Source organism: Streptomyces sp. NBC_01471, from assembly GCF_041438865.1.
Lineage (GTDB): Bacteria > Actinomycetota > Actinomycetes > Streptomycetales > Streptomycetaceae > Streptomyces.
In genome coordinates this window covers 2,972,565-2,988,539 of sequence record NZ_CP109450.1, presented here as the reverse complement: position 1 = coordinate 2,988,539, position 15,975 = coordinate 2,972,565, and the positions used below count along the sequence as shown (strand labels likewise).

The window sequence follows — 15,975 nt, the reverse complement described above, 5'->3', positions numbered from 1 at the left end:
TAACCGGGCGGTCAGTATTCGGACGACCGGCAGCCGGCCGACCAGTAACGGGACGGCCGGCAGCCCGACGACCAGTAGGAGAGCGGCACGGTGAGCGAGAGCACCAGCGCGAATGTGGCCCAGGCCGCCGCGGCGGGCGCCAACTGGCGCAGAGCGGGTGGCTTCGCCGGCGCCGCGATCGGTGTACTCGCGGCCGGTGCGGCGGCGGGCGTGGCGGTCGAGCGGCTGACGGTCGGCCGCGGCATGCGCAAGAAGGCGCGGCTCGCCCTCGACGCGTCGGGCCCGTACGGCTCCCTGCGCGGCCTGCCGGGCCGGGCGATCGCCGATGACGGCACCGGGATCCACTACGAGGTCGACGCCTGCACACCGGGGTCGCACACGGGTGCACGGGACCGGGGCGACGGCGGGGAACCGCATGGAGCCAGGGCGGCCGGGGCAGCCAGAGACGGGGCGGCCGGGGCGCGTAAGCGGCGACTGTCCGGGCGTGGGGCGGCTCAGCCCGTCACGGTCGTCTTCTCGCACGGCTACTGCCTCAGCCAGGATTCCTGGCACTTCCAGCGCGCGGCGCTGCGCGGCATCGTCCGTACCGTCCACTGGGACCAGCGCAGCCACGGCCGCTCGGAGCGCGGAAGGGCACAGGCTGACGGCGTACCGGTCACCATCGACCAGCTCGGCCGCGATCTGAAGGCAGTCATCGACGCGGCAGCACCGGAGGGGCCTCTGGTGCTGGTGGGGCATTCGATGGGCGGTATGACGATGATGGCGCTCGGCGACCAGTTTCCCGAGCTGGTCAGAGACCGGGTCGTCGGCTCCGCGTTCGTCGGCACCTCCTGCGGGAGGCTCGGCGAGGTCAGTTTCGGGCTGCCGGTGGCAGGTGTGAACGCGGTGCGGCGTGTGCTTCCCGGCGTACTGAAGGCCCTCGGCTCCCAGACCGAGCTGGTGGAGCGGGGGCGGCGGGCCACTGCGGACCTGTTCGCCGGACTGATCAAGCGGTACTCGTTCGGTTCGAAGGATGTCGATCCCGGAGTGGCCCGGTTCGCGGAGCGGCTGATCGAGGGGACACCGATCGACGTCGTCGCGGAGTTCTATCCGGCCTTCACCGACCACGACAAGGCGGACGCGCTGGCCGCGGTCTTCGCCGAGGTGCCCGCGCTCGTCCTGGCCGGCGAGAACGATCTGGTGACGCCGAGCGCGCACAGCCAGTTCATTGCCGATCTGCTTCCTGCGGCCGAACTGGTCCTCGTTCCCGATGCCGGGCACCTGGTCATGCTCGAACATCCGGAGATCGTGACCGGTCGGCTGACCGAGCTGCTGGCGAGGGTGGGCGCGGTACCGGCAGACGCTAACGTTGGCCTGTATGGACGCCCCGCACAGCCCGGCAGCTGACACGGCCGCCGCATTCGCCATCCGACTGACCATCGATTCCCCCGACCGTATGCAGGAGTTGGGCCGTCGCCTCGCAGTGCTGCTGCGCCCAGGCGATCTGGTGATGCTCTCCGGCGAACTCGGCGCGGGCAAGACCACCCTCACCCGCGGCCTGGGCGAGGGCCTCGGCGTGCGCGGGGCGGTCACGTCCCCGACCTTCGTCATCGCCCGCGTCCATCCGCCGCTGGGCGCCGGTCCCGCGCTGGTGCATGTGGACGCGTACCGCCTGGGCGGCGGGCTCGATGAGATGGAGGACCTCGATCTGGATGTCTCGCTGCCCGACTCGGTGATCGTGGTCGAGTGGGGGGACGGGAAGGTCGAGGAGCTGTCGGACGACCGGCTCCGGGTGGTCATCGAGCGGGGTGTGGGCGACACGGACGACGACCGCCGCGTGGTGACGGTCAGCGGGGTCGGAACGCGCTGGGTGGAGGAGACGCAGCGGGCGGGCCTCGACGGGCTTCGCGCGCTCGGGGAGGCCTGAGAGAACTCGGCGGGGCCGGGGTTCCGGGGAGGACGCGGCGGAGATTTCCGGTCAGCCCTGGGACTTCGGGATGGCCTCGGGGAGTCCGGGAGTCCGGGAGGAGACCTGGATATTCCGTGGGGCTGGAAAGCCCGCGTACGTCGCGGGAAATTCACCCCGTACTTTCCGACAAGCCGTCGGCAAGGTGTTGCACAGATCCCACCGGGCGTGGTCACATGTATACCAAGACCTGGTTAGGTCTACCTAACCATGCCTGACCGAGGAGGCAGCCATGTCCGCATCGGAGACCGAAGCGCAGTCGCCGTCCCCCATGTCGATGCGCGATCTGCTCGCCTCCTGCGAGGCGGCGAATGCCGTGTCCACACCACCGCGCGCCCCCGCGCCGGAGCCCACCGCCGTCACCGGGGAGCCTGAGGAAGAGCGCGACGCCGCGTAATCCGTTCGGGTTACAGCTCGGGCGTCAGCCGTAGGTAGGCGGGGCCCGCGCGCGGCAGCGGGAAACCCATGAAGCACGGGGGCTCGCACACGGGGACAGGCGAGGCACCGGGGACTGACTGACGGGTGCCGGGAGCGAGTCGTAGGGGACCCCGCCGCGGGCCACCCGGCACCAGGCGTGAGCCATGCGGATTCCGAGCCGGCCGCCATACGTCTGGGGACCCGGCGCGAGTCACATGTGGCCGCGGGTGGTTGGTTACGGCACGACGATGATCTTCGTGCCGTACGTCGCGAGCGGCCACATCGCGTTGCCGTCCGCGCGCTTCATCCGGATGCCGCCGGTCTTCTGCTCCGGTTCGGGGCTCGACATGGAGTTGTCCGTGGCGGCACTGAACCCGACCGTCACCCCATTGACGCTCGCGAACCGCACCACATGCTCGATCGGCACCCCGTCGGAGCCCACCGTGCTGCCTGTGCGCGAAGTCACCTGGTACGTCCCCGGCCGCGGATTCACCGAGCTCGGCATGACCTCGAAGGTCCGCACGCCGGCCCCGGTGTCGCTCACCAGCCACACCCGCTTCGCCCTGAGCGAGTACACGACGCGGGAGCCCGCACCCGAGTGCGGCGGCACCGCGCGGCTGTTCTGCCTTCCCGGCTTCGTCGGGGTGCCCGACGGCTTGGCCGGGGAGGACGCCGAGGACGAGGGCTTGGGGGCCGCGAGGTTGGCGGGGGCGTTCGCCGACGCCTGGTAGGCGAGGAAGCCGACCACGGCAAGAGCTGCCCCGGTGAGCCCGGCCACGATTCCCGAGCTGCTCCTTGACACCTGAGGCTCCCCATTTCTCGTACGTACGAATTCTCGGTGACGTTAGCAGCAGCGGGCTGACGGGACGGGGCGCCGTGCCCCCGTCGCGGGAGCCGTAGGCTGTTTGTGTGCTCCTGCTCGCCGTTGATACCGCCACGCCCGCTGTCACTGCCGCCCTCCACGACGGAACATCCGTGGTCGCCGAGTCCAGTCGGACCGACGCCCGCCGTCATGGGGAACTGCTGCTGCCCGCCGTCGACCATGTCCTCGCCGAAGCCGGTCTGAAACTGGACGCCGTCACGGGCATCGTCGTCGGCGTCGGGCCGGGACCTTACACCGGGCTGCGCGTCGGGCTGGTGACGGCCGCCACGTTCGGCTCCGCGCTGGGCGTACCCGTGTACGGGCTGTGCACGCTGGACGGCCTCGCATACGCGTCGGGGCTTGACGGCCCCTTCGTCGTCGCGACGGACGCCCGGCGCAAGGAGGTCTACTGGGCGCGGTACGACGGATTCCGCACCCGGCTGGGTGAGCCCGCCGTGGACCGGCCCGCGGACATTGCCGCACAGGTCGCGGGGGTGCCTGCTGTGGGGGCCGGCGCCCTGCTCTATCCCGACACCTTCCACGACGCCCGAGCTCCCGAACACGTATCGGCCGGGGCCCTCGCGGCGCTGGCGGCCGAGAAACTGGCGAGGGCAAGCAGTGCCGGCGAGATTGGTGCTGATGGAACCGACGCTGCTGGAACCGGCGCTGACGGAACAGGTGCCGACAGATCCAGTGCCGGTGCCGTCGGGGTGGAGAGGGGCGACGCGGTTGTCGCCGAAGGGTTCCTTCCGGTCACGCCGCTCTATCTGCGGCGCCCCGACGCCCAGGTACCGAAGAACTACAAGGTGGTCACCCCGCAGTGACACCTGTGCTGCGTGAGATGCGCTGGTGGGACATCGCCCCCGTGCTGGAGCTCGAACACGAGCTGTTCCCCGACGACGCCTGGTCCGAGGGCATGTTCTGGTCCGAGCTGGCCCACGCACGTGGGCCGGCCGCGACCCGCCGGTATGTGGTCGCGGAGACCGCTGAGCGGATTGTCGGCTACGCGGGCCTCGCGGCGGTCGGCGGCACCGGCGACGTGCAGACCATTGCTTCGGCCCGGGACCAGTGGGGCACAGGGCTCGGCGCCGAGCTCCTGAGTGATCTCCTCAAACACGCCACCGACTTCGAGTGCGCCGAGATCCTTCTCGAAGTACGAGTCGACAACATCCGTGCCCAGAAACTCTACGAACGCTTCGGCTTCGAGCCCATCGGCTTCCGTCGCGGCTACTACCAGCCGGGCAATGTGGATGCGCTCGTCATGCGCCTCGAACTTCGCCCGGAAATGGGCCTCGCACAAGGAACAGAGATCCATGGCTGACGAACCTCTCGTACTCGGCATCGAGACCTCCTGCGACGAGACAGGGGTCGGCATCGTCCGCGGTACGACGCTGCTCGCGGACGCCGTCGCATCGAGTGTCGACACGCATGCCCGCTTCGGCGGAGTCGTTCCTGAGATCGCTTCGCGGGCGCACCTGGAAGCGATGGTTCCGACCATTGAACGTGCGCTGAAGGAAGCTGGGGTCGTCGCGACGGATCTCGACGGCATCGCAGTGACGGCGGGGCCCGGTCTCGCCGGAGCACTGCTGGTCGGCGTATCCGCGGCGAAGGCGTACGCGTACGCGCTGGGCAAACCGCTCTACGGCGTCAACCACCTGGCCTCCCACATCTGTGTGGACCAGCTGGAGCACGGGCCACTGCCCGAGCCGACCATGGCGTTGTTGGTGTCGGGCGGACACTCGTCGCTGTTGCTGGCACCCGACATCACTGCGGACGTCCGTCCCCTGGGCGCGACGATCGACGACGCGGCCGGCGAGGCCTTCGACAAGATCGCGCGGGTGTTGAACCTCGGCTTTCCAGGCGGTCCGGTCATCGACCGGCTGGCACGGGAGGGAAATCCGAAGGCCATCGCGTTCCCGCGCGGTCTGACCGGGTCGCGTGACGCGGCGTACGACTTCTCGTTTTCCGGGCTCAAGACATCAGTGGCGCGCTGGGTCGAGGCGAAGCGGGCGGCGGGCGAGGAAATCCCGGTGCGCGATGTGGCGGCGTCGTTCCAGGAGGCGGTTGTCGACGTGCTGACGCGTAAGGCCGTCCGTGCGTGTAAGGACGAAGGCGTCGACCACCTCATGATCGGCGGCGGCGTCGCCGCCAACACCCGGCTGCGCGCGCTCGCCCAGGAGCGGTGCGAACGGGCCGGTATCCGGCTGCGGGTGCCACGTCCCGGGCTGTGTACGGACAACGGCGCGATGGTCGCGGCGCTCGGTGCGGAAATGGTGGCGCGGAACAGGACGGCATCGGACTGGGATCTGTCTGCGGACTCGTCGCTGCCGGTGACGGACCCGCACGTGCCTGGGGTCGCGGGGGGCCACGGGGCGGGATCTGGGCACGTTCATCACGATCATGACCACGTGCACGAGATCAGTAAGGACAACCTCTACTCATGACCATCGCTCTGATGTGGGAGGCCCGCGCGGCCGACGGCCGGGGTGCTGAGTTGCTGGCGTGGGTACGACAGCAGGCAGAAGCAGAGGCTCCCAGGTTGGGGCTGGCGGGAACGACGAGCCCACTGCGCCGGGAGTTTCTGCGTGCTCCGGAGGACCGGGTGCTGGTCCTCACCTGGTGGGACGCTCCTTACGATGCAGACCTGCCCGAACTACCCGAACCTGACGCTGGCTTGATCACACGCGCGGTACACCGGTGGCGCTTTGAATCCGTCGGGGTGGAGTAGGCCTGGCTGTGGCTGTGGCTGTGGCTGTGGCTGTGGCTGTGGCTGTGCCGGAGTCCGGTGGATCGCTCGGCCACACCCGTTCCTGGTCATCTGCGCTGACTGTTTTGCCAACTCGCTGAGGCGGCGAGTTGCCTGCACCGAGCCGATTTCCCCTCTGCAGCGGGACCTGGAAGGTGCCAGGCGGGCCGGTGCTGGTGCCGGGTGTCGACGCTGTGCCGAATTGCTGATTCAACCGGCCCGGTTCCTGCCCCGGCTCGCCCCCGGCCCCCTGCGCTGCCACCAAAGGGTGACCGTTGGTCCTTGCTGGCCTATCGCCTTTGCTATTCCGCGTAGTTACGAGGCGTATTGAGATAGATGTGGCCGGTCGGGCTGACCCAAGTGGTGATTCCGGTGACTGAGTCCCGCGTGACCGTCCAGTTGCCGCGATGCTTCATGAGGTGGTGGCGACGGCAGATCGGGATGAGATTCTCCGGGACTGTCTGACCGCCGGACTCGGGATGGGCATGATCGAACTCCTTGACGTGGTCAAGGTCGCATCGCTGTGCCGGCATACGGCATGAAGGGAAGGCGCACTGCTGGTCCCGGGCGACGACATGTCGTTCGGCTTCGGCGCTGGGTCGGTAGGTGGTGGGGTCGGTCTTGATGAGCAGGCCTGTCTTCGGGTGAGTGATCAAGCGCCGCCAGATCGTTCCCTCGGCAAAGGCGATGGTGCGGGCCTGTGTGGCGGTGACGGGGCCATAGCCCTTCAGCTCTGCCGGATCCTCGCTCGCGCCGATCAGTACGTCTAGGGGCACCGTCACGTGCACGAGTGCGGTGGCGGGCGCCGGTCGTCCAGGGACGCTTTGGTGGGGTGTGGGTGCCTCGGGTGTCGCAGGTGTGTGGGAAGGGCCGCTGAGCAGCACAGGCCGGTTGAGAATGAGGTCGGCCAGAGCGTCCACTCGGCGCTGGCTGAGGGTGCGGTCGTCCACGACGAGGGTCGTGGCGTGGGCGTCTACTGCTTGGTCGAAGCGGGCGCCGAGCTCCGCCGGTACCGTGGCACCCCAGGTGACCATTCCGTCGTCCTGTGGGTAGCGGACGATCTCCCGTTCTTTTGTCCCCAGCTCCAGTCGGCGCTGGTAGCCCTCCGGGTCTGCCTTGATTACCTGGCGCCGCAGAGCTCGGGAACTCTGGCCGGTGGCCTGGGTGGGCATCTTCGTCGCCATGGCCGACTCGACTCGGGCGGCGGCCTTCGGTTCGAGGACTCGGCAGGCGTTGGCCAGGTTTCTGGCCTGCATGTAACAGATCTCTCCGCCTTCGAGCAGGCCGAGTGTGTTGGCGTACTGACCGGCCAGTTCCTTGGCGATCTGAAGGCGCTCGGTGGCGGTCGAGTTGCTGATGCGCAGGGCGCAGGCCACTTCTTCGGCCGCGTACTCCCCGTTGTTCAGGAGCTGGGTGTCGATATCGCGTTCGCTGGAGGGCGGCGCTGCCTCGGCATGTGCTGCGATGTCGGCCAGCAGATGGACTTGGCGGGCGGCGAACCATGCTGCGTGGCGCTCCAGGACAGCCAGAGCATCGATCCGTCCGCGTGGCGACAGTTGCTCTGACTCCAGGGCGCCGAGGAGCGCAGCAGTCTGGGCTGAGGGAGCTGCTTGCCGTAGGTGGGCGGCCCAGTCGTCAGGCGTCTGCGGGCCGGCTGGGCTCGGTGAAGCTGCTGGAGCCCCTGGAGTTGAGGGAGCTCCAGAAGTTGGGAATGCCGAAGGAGCGGGTGGGTCGGGCAGGGCAGGTGCGCCGGGCGGCCGACGCTCGGAGGCTCTGTCCTGCCCGCCCTGCCCGTCAGGATCGACCGGCCCCGGTCCGCCCTGCCCGTCAGGATCGACCGGCCCCGGTCCGCCCTGCCCGTCAGGATCGACCGGCCCCGGTCCGCCCTGCCCGTCAGGATCGACCGGCCCCGGTCCGTCCAGCCCCTCGGGACCGACCGGCCCGTAGGGTCCCACCGATGCGCCAAGTGGGTCGAGCGGGCTGAACGAAGCACGTGGTGCGGGCTCACTTCTGTCCAGCACCGCGGTCTGGGCTGCGTACGTCGGCCGGTCGGTCCCCGACCGGGTTGCCTGGATCGCCCGGGTCGCCCGGCCGACCCCTGCCGTTTGGCGCGTCTGATCAGTCTGGATGGTCATGGCCCACACCCCCGTGATTGGCCTCAACTCTCGCCATCCCCTTGGCGAGTCACACGCCCATCGTTCCTCACTCTCCGTAGTAATGCCAGGTCGTGATGGGCTTTCACTCGTATGAATGGCAGATCCGGAACGCGGAACTCAACATTTCGACTCGGCTGTGACCTTGCGCGAGAGGCTGTGGGGCTCCGTCGGCAGTGTGTCTTCCGGGGAGGCCAGGAGGGCCGGGGGGAAGGGCGTGGCGCCGCCGTTCAGGCCCGGCTCAGCAGCCCGTCGACAACCGCCTCCAGTTGCTCCGCGATGTCGTACGACTCCGTTACCTCGACCCAGTGGCCGGCCAGAGCCGTGAGGTGTGGCAGAGCGACCCCGTCCTGATCCGCCAGCAGTTCGGGGAAGGGGCGCCTGCGGTCCGGCTCTTGTTCGGCCGCACGTTTCGCCATGGTGTTACCGAAGACGAGATCGCCGTAGATGCAGTGCCAGATGGTGCGGTACGCGTGCACGGCCCGGGTTTCGCTGAGCCCGCAGGTGAGGCCGGCGCCGATGATCTCGTCGACCATCCACAGCGCGGCCCTGTCCGTCAGATCCCCGAGCGTGAGGATCTCGACGACCCAGGGAATCTGACGCAGTACGTCGTGTATGTGCACCGACACCGCGAGCATCCGCGCGCGTGGGTCCGCGGGAAGGTCGGGGCGGGGGAAGCCGTCCGCGATGCCGGACAGGGTGAGCATCAGCAGCTCGTCCTTGTCGCGAACATGGTGGTACAGCGCCATCGGGGTGACGCCGACCTCTTTCGCGACCCGGCGCATGGAAAGGGCTCCTGCGCCCTCCTTCTCGATGATGCGCCGCGCGGTTGCGACGATCGTCTCCGGCTCGATCCGCCGGGGCCGGCCCACGGCCCGCTTGCCTGCCCGCGCCCCGCCATCCGCAACTTCGTCGTCTGCCACCTGCCCATTCTCCATCGCACCTCGATGGCGTTCGTCCCACTCGCCCGCTCGCTGCCCTTCTCTCTCTTCCTCTGCCTTTTCTGTACGCGTATAGTAATGCCCTTCGGCGTGACTGTAACGAGGAACTCCCCGGAACAGCAAGGTCGTTGGCTGATGCCCGTGCTGCTCACCGTGCAGTTCATGGTGTCGTTGGACATGTCGGTGGTGAACGTCGCGCTGCCGGACATCGGAAGGGATCTCGGCTTCACGCCCGAAGGGCTGCCCTGGGTGATCAATGCCTACGCGCTCGCCTTCGGCGGCCTGCTGATGCTCGGCGGGCGTCTCGCCGATGTGGTCGGCAGACGGCGCGCCCTGCTGGGCGGGTTCGCGCTCTTCGGCGCCGCAAGCCTGGTCGGAGGGCTGGTCAGCAGCCCTGGCGCGCTGATAGCGGCACGGGCCGCTCAGGGGGCGGGCTCAGCGGTCCTCGCACCGGTCGCGCTCATCCTGATCACCGTCAACTACCGGCCAGGGAAACCACGCTCACGTGTGCTGGGCCTGTGGGGCATGGCGGGAGCGGTGGGTGGCGCGGTCGGAATGCTGGCGGGCGGGCTGCTCACCAGCTGGACCGGGTGGCGCTCGGTGATGCTGATCAATGTGCCGGTGGTGGTGCTGGCCCTCTTTGCTGCTCGTACTGCCGTCACCCCTCGTACTGCCGTCACCCCTCGTACTGCCGTCACTGCTCCTACTGCCGTCACCGTTCCTACTGCCGTCACTCCTCGCACTGCTGTCACCGCTCCTGCTGCCGGCACCAAGGGCCGTAGCGAAGGCCCGGTGCCGCGGCTCGATGCGGCGGGGGCGTTCCTCGTCACAGGCGGAACGGCGGCGCTGGTCCTCGCCCTCGTACGGACAGAGTCGTACGGCTGGACCTCCTCCACCACACTGCTCACGCTCGCCGTTGCCGTGGCGCTGCTGGCCACGTTCGTCGTGGTCGAGTTGCGGGTGCGTGGCCCTCTGCTCCGGCTCGGGCTCCTCGCGCACCGGCCGGTTCTCTCCGCGAACCTCTTCTCGTTGCTGATGTCCTCCGGGCAGTTCGCGACCTTCTACTTCACCTCGCTCTATCTGCAGCAGGTGCTGGGTTACGGCCCGACAGCCACGGGCCTCGCCTTCCTGCCGTTCTGCGTGGGCATCGTGGCCGGCTCGCTGGCCGCACCCCGCGCGGTGGCCAGGTTCGGTTCGAGCGCGACGCTGGTGGCCGGGGGCGTGCTGGGCGCGGCGGGCTTCGCCTGGTTCGCTCGGACGGTTGCTGTCGGATCCAGCTTCGTCGGCTCGGTACTCGGCCCGTCGCTCATGGCGAGTGTCGGTATCGGCATGTGTTTCGTCCCGTTGGGTACACAGGCCACGGCAGGGGGGGGCCGCACCGGAGATGGGCATGGCCTCAGGTCTGCTGAACAGCTCGCGCCAGATCGGCGGTTCGCTCGGACTCGCCGTACTCGTCACCATCGCGGCCCACGCGTCGGGCAGCGCGTCGGGCGGAACATCCGGAGAGGCACGGAACAGCGGCACCGGCGTCGCCCTTGACCGTACCGCTCTGGTCGATGGGCAGTCGGCCGCTTTCTGGGCCGCTTCGGCTCTGCTGGTGGTGGCGAGCCTGGCTGTGGCTGCGCTCGGCATGCGTAGCAGAGGGGCCGGACCGGACGGCACACGGACCACAACGGCTTCCCTGCCCACGGGGGCGATGGACGCAGGCGCAGATGCGACGGCAGTGCAGATTCAGGCACAGGCACAGGCACGGGCACGGGCACGCGATCTGGATCAGACATAAGACCCGGACTAGACGTGAGACCCGGACCATGACGTGGGAACCGGGCCAGATGAGTGGGGCCCGGACCAGATGTGGAGCCCGGACCAGACGTGGAACCTGGACCAGTCGCAGGACCTGGACCAGATGCGGTCAGGGCAGCGCAGGGCCGGTGAGGTCGCGGGCGTGACCAGTGAAGTCCTCCGGCCCGTTCCGGCCTGCCCTACGCTGTGGCGCCATGTCACCCACTCCGCCCGCCATGGACCTCGACCCCGTCCGCCGGACCGTCTTCGCTCAGGAACTGCGGATCGCGCTCGCGGCGCAGTGTCCCGGCTCGGTGGCGGTGTTGCGTGGTTCGCTTGCCCGCGGTACGGCGGATGCGTACAGCGACATCGACCTGGCCTGGACTGTCCCCGACGCGCAGTTCGAGGCCTGTGTGGCTGCTGTCGAAGCCTGTCTGGGCGCGGTGAGGCCGGTCGTCTCGCTGCGCAGTGACCCGGATTTTCAACGGTCGTGCAGTCGGCGGCTGTTGTTCCTTGCCTTCCGGGATATGCCGCTGTTCTGGCGGCTGGACCTGGAGGTCGCGGCAGTGTCCGACGAGCAGGCCGGTCCGACGGGTGCCGGCCCGGGTGGGGCCCCGCACCCGCCGGACGGCGGCAGCCCAGCAGTGGTGAGGGATCCCGAGTGGTCTCTCGCGGCCAGTGCACTCGCCAATGGCGTGGCTGTCGTCAAGGCGGTGTTGCGCGGGCAGCAGGAGGTGGCCGCGGGGCTGCTGGAGCGTGGTCTGCGGAGGGTCGGTGCCAGCGGGTCGGCGAGCGGCCGGTGGCGGGCGGACGTTGCACGGCTCGCGGACGCGGCCGCCCGGCACGAACCCGCTCAGCGTCCCCTCGCCGATCAGGTCAGACGTCTCGCGGCGGAACTGCTGGAGGGATGAACGCTCGGCCGGGCCTTCCGCCCCCCCCCGGGGTCCCCGCCCCCCCCGGGGTCCCCGCCCCTCCAAAGAAGCCAGCCCCCTCGGCCTCCCCGCTCCTCCCCCGGCCACCGGTCAGGTCAAGAGCAGCTGGTCCCGTACGCCGGCACCTTCCCGTCCAGCAGATACGCGTTCGCCGTGCCATCGATGCACGCGCTGCCGTCCCCGTACGAGCAGTGCCCCTCGCCGCCCTTCCAGGTGACCAGCACTCCGACTCCCTTTCCGAGCCGCCGCGCCATCGCCTTCGCTCCGCCGTACGGGGTGGCGGGGTCGCCCGTATTGCCGATGACCAGAATGGGCGGGGCCCCCTTTGCGCTGACCTCCATGTGTTTCATGGCCCCCTTGACGGGCCAGTACGTGCACTGGTTCAGCGCCCACGCGAACTGTGCGCCGAACAGCGGCGACGCCTTGCGGTAGGCGGGCAGCCGGCGCTCGATCTCGGCCCTCCCCACCGGTACGCCGGTGTCGGCACAACTGGTCGCCGAGAACACATTGCTGCTGTTCGAGTAGTGCCCCCTGGCATCGCGGCCCGTCATGCTGTCGGACATCGCGAGCAGCGCCGCGGGGTTGTGCGTACGGAGGTATCCGGCGACCGCGCTCGCCATTCGCGACCAGCCGGAGCTCGGTGAGTACAGCGCACCCTCGATCGCCGTCAGCGCGAGCGAGTCGTTGAGCGTGCGGCCCCCTGCTGCGGGCGCGGGATGCTTCTCCAGACCGGCCACGAGACCGGTCAGTACCTTCTCGACCCCTTCGGGAGTGGAGTGGTGCAGCGGACAGAGGTACGTGGCCGCGACACAGGAGCGTGCGAAGTGGTCCAGAGCCAGCTGAAACCCCTTCAGCTGGTAGAGGGCGCCTTGGGTGAAGTCCTTGTCGGGGTGCATGACACCGTCGAACACGGCACGGCCGACCTTCTCCGGGAAGAGGTGGGCGTAGGTCGCGCCCAGCTCCGTACCGTACGAGAAGCCGTAATAGTTCAGCTTCTTGTCGCCCACCGCCGCACGGATCCGGTCCAGGTCCCTGGCCACGTTGGTGGTCGTCAGATACGGCAGGAGAGGGCCGGACTTCTTCGCACACTGCGTGGCGAAGTTCCGGGTCGCGTCCATCCACCGCCGGACCTCGGTGGGGGTGTCCGGGGTGGAGTCGACGGCGTTGAGCGCATCGGTCTCCGGGCCGGTGAGACAGTTGACGGGTGCGCTGTTGCCTACCCCGCGCGGATCGAAACTCACCAGGTCGTAACGGGTGTTGAGCTTCGCGAACGTGGGTGTGAAAGCGGGCAGTGTGTCGACGCCCGAGCCGCCGGGGCCGCCGAAGTTGTAGATCAGTGAGCCGATCCGCCTGCCCGGACCTGTCGCCCGGTGCCGGATCAGCGCCAGCGGGATCGTCTTCCCTCCGGGCTTGGTGTAGTCGAGGGGGACGTTCAGCGTGGCGCAGGTCCAGCCGGTGCCGGGGGCCTTGCCTCCGCCCTCTGCCTGGGCCGGTGCGGGACACGTGGTCCACGTCGGCCGGTCCTGAGCCCGGGGTGCTGTGAGGGTGCCGGGGGCTGTCGACGGCAGGGCGTCGGATGGAGCCGGGGCGGAGGCGAACGCGGGCCCACCGAGCAGCAGCGAAGCGGCAGCGGCGCACCCCACGGCCCGAGCGGCGGCTGTACGGGCCGCGCCGGCGTGCGCCGTACGGGACGGCTCACTGGGGGGCGTACCGAGCGGCGTACGGACCGGTACAGGGACGGACGACCGGGAAGAGCGGGACGAGCGGAACGAGCGGAACGAGCGGGGCGGGTGGAACGGGTGGAGCGACAAACGCGCCGACGGGCGCGACGGCTTACGAGGCGTCATGTCGATCATCCTCTGACGACCCGTCGGATCCCGCCCGGCGCAAGGGCCGTACGGGGGACAGCTAGCCAGCCAGCCATCCGGCCAAGCCAGCCAGCCAGTCAAGCCAGCCAGTCAAGCCAAGCCAGCCGACCAGTCGGGCCCAGCCGACCAAGGCATCCACCCCACCTGCACCGCCGGGTAATCCTCGTCCGGATTACCGTCCGGCCCTACGGCTCCCGGTGCCCGTACGCGTAACCTTGAAGGCACAGGACGCATGGGCCAGGGGGAAGGGGCCGCAAGTGAGCTGGTTCTGGTGGGTATTCATCTTCTTCATGGTCGGTGGCTTCGGCTGGATCGCCGACACGGGGCGCACCGCGCTGCGCACGCGCCATGAGCGCCGGATGGAACGGCTGGAGACGGCCGAGCGGGAGCGCAGGGAGATCGAGGCGGCGCACAGACCGCCCGAGCCGATCTGCGGCTGTACGCATCACCTCGCCAAGCACGACCGGCAGGGCAAGTGCCACGAGACCGTCGAAGTGCCGACCTCCTGGGACGAGAACAAGAAACCGCTGAGCTTCGAGCCCGGGGTCTGCAACTGCCAGCAGTACGTGGGGCCGCAGCCGTTGTCCCAGGTGTACGCGGACGAGCTGACGGACCTGGCCTGAGCTACGGAAGAAGCGCTTGAGGCGAAGCGCCGCCTGTGGAAGTGGCACCTGTGGAAGTGGCGCCTGCGGGGACGAGGCGCCTGCGGGGACGAGGCACTTTCAGAGAAGCATCGATGCCTGTGGGACGAGGTATCCGAGCACGAGGCGGGGCGCAGCAGGCAAAGAGGGCGGCAGGAAGGCGAGGCGGGCGGGGCAGTAAAGCGAGGTGGAGAGCAGGTAAGGCGCGGAGCAGCGGAGCCCGGGCCCGTCAGGGGCTCGAAGGGGGGCTCGCGGGCTGCCCGATCAGCATCGTCGGCGCGCCTGCGACGCGGGTGAGGATCACGGTGGCCGCGTTCGGCCCCTGCGGCTTGACTCGGCGGCGTACCTCTTCCGGTTCGACTGCCGAGCCGCGCTTCTTGACCGTGAGGTTTCCGACCCCCCGCTCACGCAGCAGCGCCTTCAGTTTTTTCAGGCCGAAGGGGAGTTCGTCCGTGATCTCGTAGGCCGTCGCGTACGGGGTGCGGCGCAGTTCGTCCGCTGTGACGTAGGCGATGGTCTCGTCGATCAGCCCGCCGCCGAGCTCCTCAGCGACCTCGGCGACGAGATGGGCGCGGATGACGGCGCCGTCCGGTTCGTACAGATACCGGCCGACCGTGCGCACCGCGGGATCGGGGAGTCCGCGGCCCGTGAGGGTGGCCCCCGAAGGGAGCAGCGTGGCGCGGCGCAGCCCCGGTGCCGTGCCGAACCAGAGCACCGCTTCCTTGACGTCACCGCCGTCGGAGATCCACTCGGCCTCCGCCTCGCCGGGGATCATCTCGTGCGGGATACCGGGAGCGATTTTGATGGCTCCCGCTGTCCGGGGGGACGGACCGGAGGCCGGGCGGCCGGCCACCGCGCCGATGGCCCAGGACAGCGGCGGTGAGTACGCCTCTGGGTTGAAGATCCGGCCGCGACCGCCACGCCGTGCCGGGTCGACGAAGACCGCGTCGTACGGGTCCGTGGCGACCTCCGCCACATCGGTGCACCGCACCTCGATGAGGCTGCCCAGCCCGAGGGCGTCGGCATTGGCCCGTACGACTTCGGCCGTCAGCGGATCGCGGTCGACCGCCAGCACGGAGATCCCGGCGCGGGCGAGCGCCAGGGCGTCCCCGCCGATGCCGCAGCACAGGTCCGCGACGGTGCGTACGCCCAGTTCAGCGAAGCGGCGGGCGCGGTACTCGGCGACGGATTTACGGGTGGACTGCTCCACGCCATTGGGTGTGAAGAACATCCGGTACGCGTCGTCGGCGCCGAATTTCGGGACGGCCCGCTGTCGCAGCCGCGCCTGGGCGAGGGCAGCGGAGACCAGCTCGGTGGGGTAGGTGCGGCGCAACCGGGTGGCGACGGCCAGCTCCTGTGCGGGGTCGTACTCCCGCAGGGATGCGAGCAGGGCGGTGCCCTCATCGGTGAACAGCGCGGTGAAGGCGTCGAGGTCGGTCACCCGACCATTGTGGGCGATCGCCAGGGTGGGGTGACCGGCCGTCCGCCCATTGCCTGGAGGCAGGCGCCGGGAGGGCGGGTGCAGGGGAGGGCAACGCCCGGAAGAGGCCAAGTGCAGGGGGAGGGCAACCCCCGGAAGAGGCCAAGCGCCGGGAAAGGCGAGGCGCTGGGGGAGGCGAGGTGCGGGAGGCGGGCGAGGTGCAGAAGGGGTGGCGAGGTACGTGCCCGGCCGGGAGCAATCAGCAGTA

Annotated in this window: 14 protein-coding genes and 1 pseudogene; 10 read left to right on the top strand and 5 right to left on the bottom strand. The window is 69.5% G+C overall.

The annotated features are described in order from the left end of the window. The first annotated feature begins 90 nt into the window (after nucleotides 1-90). The 3 genes from OG285_RS12840 (at nucleotide 91) to OG285_RS12830 (ending at nucleotide 2,342) form a co-directional block, all read left to right on the top strand. Nucleotides 91-1,386 (top strand): alpha/beta fold hydrolase, encoded by a 1,296-nt coding sequence (locus tag OG285_RS12840; RefSeq protein WP_371791021.1) that lies wholly within the window; start codon nucleotides 91-93, stop codon nucleotides 1,384-1,386. Further along, a complete protein-coding gene (gene tsaE, locus OG285_RS12835) occupies nucleotides 1,358-1,906 on the top strand; it encodes a tRNA (adenosine(37)-N6)-threonylcarbamoyltransferase complex ATPase subunit type 1 TsaE (RefSeq protein ID WP_356828797.1) in 549 nt (182 codons plus the stop codon). The genes OG285_RS12840 and tsaE overlap by 29 nt, the downstream gene beginning before the upstream one ends. 271 nt (nucleotides 1,907-2,177) lie before the next feature. Then, entirely contained in the window at nucleotides 2,178-2,342 is a 165-nt protein-coding gene (locus OG285_RS12830; protein WP_266854223.1) for a hypothetical protein, read from the top strand. A gap of 255 nt (nucleotides 2,343-2,597) precedes the next feature. On the opposite strand, the gene OG285_RS12825 is transcribed toward OG285_RS12830, so the two are convergent. Beyond that, a complete protein-coding gene (locus tag OG285_RS12825) occupies nucleotides 2,598-3,164 on the bottom strand; it encodes a hypothetical protein (RefSeq protein WP_356828795.1) in 567 nt (188 codons plus the stop codon). 107 nt (nucleotides 3,165-3,271) lie between these two features. On the opposite strand from OG285_RS12825, the gene tsaB reads away from it, so the two are divergent. From tsaB to OG285_RS12805, 4 genes are read left to right on the top strand one after another with little or no spacing between them, the layout of a single operon-like run. Next, nucleotides 3,272-4,048 (top strand): tRNA (adenosine(37)-N6)-threonylcarbamoyltransferase complex dimerization subunit type 1 TsaB, encoded by a 777-nt coding sequence (gene tsaB, locus OG285_RS12820; RefSeq protein WP_371791020.1) that lies wholly within the window; start codon nucleotides 3,272-3,274, stop codon nucleotides 4,046-4,048. 17 nt (nucleotides 4,049-4,065) lie between these two features. Further along, nucleotides 4,066-4,545 carry a ribosomal protein S18-alanine N-acetyltransferase gene (gene rimI / locus OG285_RS12815; RefSeq protein ID WP_356829095.1) on the top strand — a complete coding sequence of 160 codons (480 nt, stop codon included), beginning with the start codon at nucleotides 4,066-4,068 and terminating at the stop codon, nucleotides 4,543-4,545. After that, entirely contained in the window at nucleotides 4,538-5,668 is a 1,131-nt protein-coding gene (gene tsaD / locus OG285_RS12810; RefSeq protein ID WP_371791019.1) for a tRNA (adenosine(37)-N6)-threonylcarbamoyltransferase complex transferase subunit TsaD, read from the top strand. The genes rimI and tsaD overlap by 8 nt, the downstream gene beginning before the upstream one ends. After that, nucleotides 5,665-5,952, top strand: a complete 288-nt coding sequence (locus tag OG285_RS12805; RefSeq protein ID WP_356828789.1) for a hypothetical protein — start codon at nucleotides 5,665-5,667, stop codon at nucleotides 5,950-5,952. Before tsaD ends, OG285_RS12805 begins: the two co-directional genes overlap by 4 nt. 320 nt (nucleotides 5,953-6,272) lie before the next feature. On the opposite strand, the gene OG285_RS12800 is transcribed toward OG285_RS12805, so the two are convergent. After that, nucleotides 6,273-8,105, bottom strand: coding sequence for a DUF222 domain-containing protein (locus OG285_RS12800; protein ID WP_371791018.1), 1,833 nt, complete (start codon nucleotides 8,103-8,105; stop codon nucleotides 6,273-6,275). 248 nt (nucleotides 8,106-8,353) lie between these two features. After that, the gene (locus tag OG285_RS12795; protein WP_371791017.1) at nucleotides 8,354-9,061 is read right to left on the bottom strand and encodes a TetR/AcrR family transcriptional regulator; all 708 of its coding nucleotides are present in this window, start codon (nucleotides 9,059-9,061) and stop codon (nucleotides 8,354-8,356) included. An 81-nt stretch (nucleotides 9,062-9,142) separates the two neighbouring features. Between OG285_RS12795 and OG285_RS12790 the strand changes: the two are divergent. Together OG285_RS12790 and OG285_RS12785 are read left to right on the top strand one after the other, a co-directional pair. Next, nucleotides 9,143-10,847 (top strand): annotated as a pseudogene (locus OG285_RS12790) (MFS transporter). 214 nt (nucleotides 10,848-11,061) lie between these two features. Next, entirely contained in the window at nucleotides 11,062-11,757 is a 696-nt protein-coding gene (locus OG285_RS12785) for a hypothetical protein (RefSeq protein ID WP_371791016.1), read from the top strand. A gap of 116 nt (nucleotides 11,758-11,873) precedes the next feature. On the opposite strand, the gene OG285_RS12780 is transcribed toward OG285_RS12785, so the two are convergent. Beyond that, nucleotides 11,874-13,625, bottom strand: a complete 1,752-nt coding sequence (locus tag OG285_RS12780) for an alpha/beta hydrolase (protein ID WP_371791015.1) — start codon at nucleotides 13,623-13,625, stop codon at nucleotides 11,874-11,876. Nucleotides 13,626-13,903: 278 nt separating this feature from the next. Between OG285_RS12780 and OG285_RS12775 the strand changes: the two genes are divergently transcribed. Beyond that, nucleotides 13,904-14,269, top strand: a complete 366-nt coding sequence (locus OG285_RS12775; RefSeq protein ID WP_356828777.1) for a hypothetical protein — start codon at nucleotides 13,904-13,906, stop codon at nucleotides 14,267-14,269. 247 nt (nucleotides 14,270-14,516) lie between these two features. Here OG285_RS12775 and OG285_RS12770 read toward each other — a convergent pair whose 3' ends face one another. Next, on the bottom strand, nucleotides 14,517-15,728 hold the full coding sequence (locus OG285_RS12770; protein WP_371791014.1) for a methyltransferase domain-containing protein: 1,212 nt from the start codon (nucleotides 15,726-15,728) through the stop codon (nucleotides 14,517-14,519). Between the last annotated feature and the right edge of the window lie 247 nt (nucleotides 15,729-15,975).

Excerpts from the sequence above, each read along its gene's own strand:
- tsaE (WP_356828797.1), top strand. The coding sequence starts at position 1,358 with ATGGACGCCCCGCACAGCCCGGCAGCTGACACGGCCGCCGCATTCGCC.
- OG285_RS12830 (WP_266854223.1), top strand. The coding sequence starts at position 2,178 with ATGTCCGCATCGGAGACCGAAGCGCAGTCGCCGTCCCCCATGTCGATG.
- rimI (WP_356829095.1), top strand. The coding sequence starts at position 4,066 with ATGCGCTGGTGGGACATCGCCCCCGTGCTGGAGCTCGAACACGAGCTG.
- tsaD (WP_371791019.1), top strand. The coding sequence starts at position 4,538 with ATGGCTGACGAACCTCTCGTACTCGGCATCGAGACCTCCTGCGACGAG.
- OG285_RS12805 (WP_356828789.1), top strand. The coding sequence starts at position 5,665 with ATGACCATCGCTCTGATGTGGGAGGCCCGCGCGGCCGACGGCCGGGGT.
- OG285_RS12800 (WP_371791018.1), bottom strand. The coding sequence starts at position 8,105 with ATGACCATCCAGACTGATCAGACGCGCCAAACGGCAGGGGTCGGCCGG.
- OG285_RS12795 (WP_371791017.1), bottom strand. The coding sequence starts at position 9,061 with ATGGAGAATGGGCAGGTGGCAGACGACGAAGTTGCGGATGGCGGGGCG.
- OG285_RS12785 (WP_371791016.1), top strand. The coding sequence starts at position 11,062 with ATGTCACCCACTCCGCCCGCCATGGACCTCGACCCCGTCCGCCGGACC.
- OG285_RS12780 (WP_371791015.1), bottom strand. The coding sequence starts at position 13,625 with ATGACGCCTCGTAAGCCGTCGCGCCCGTCGGCGCGTTTGTCGCTCCAC.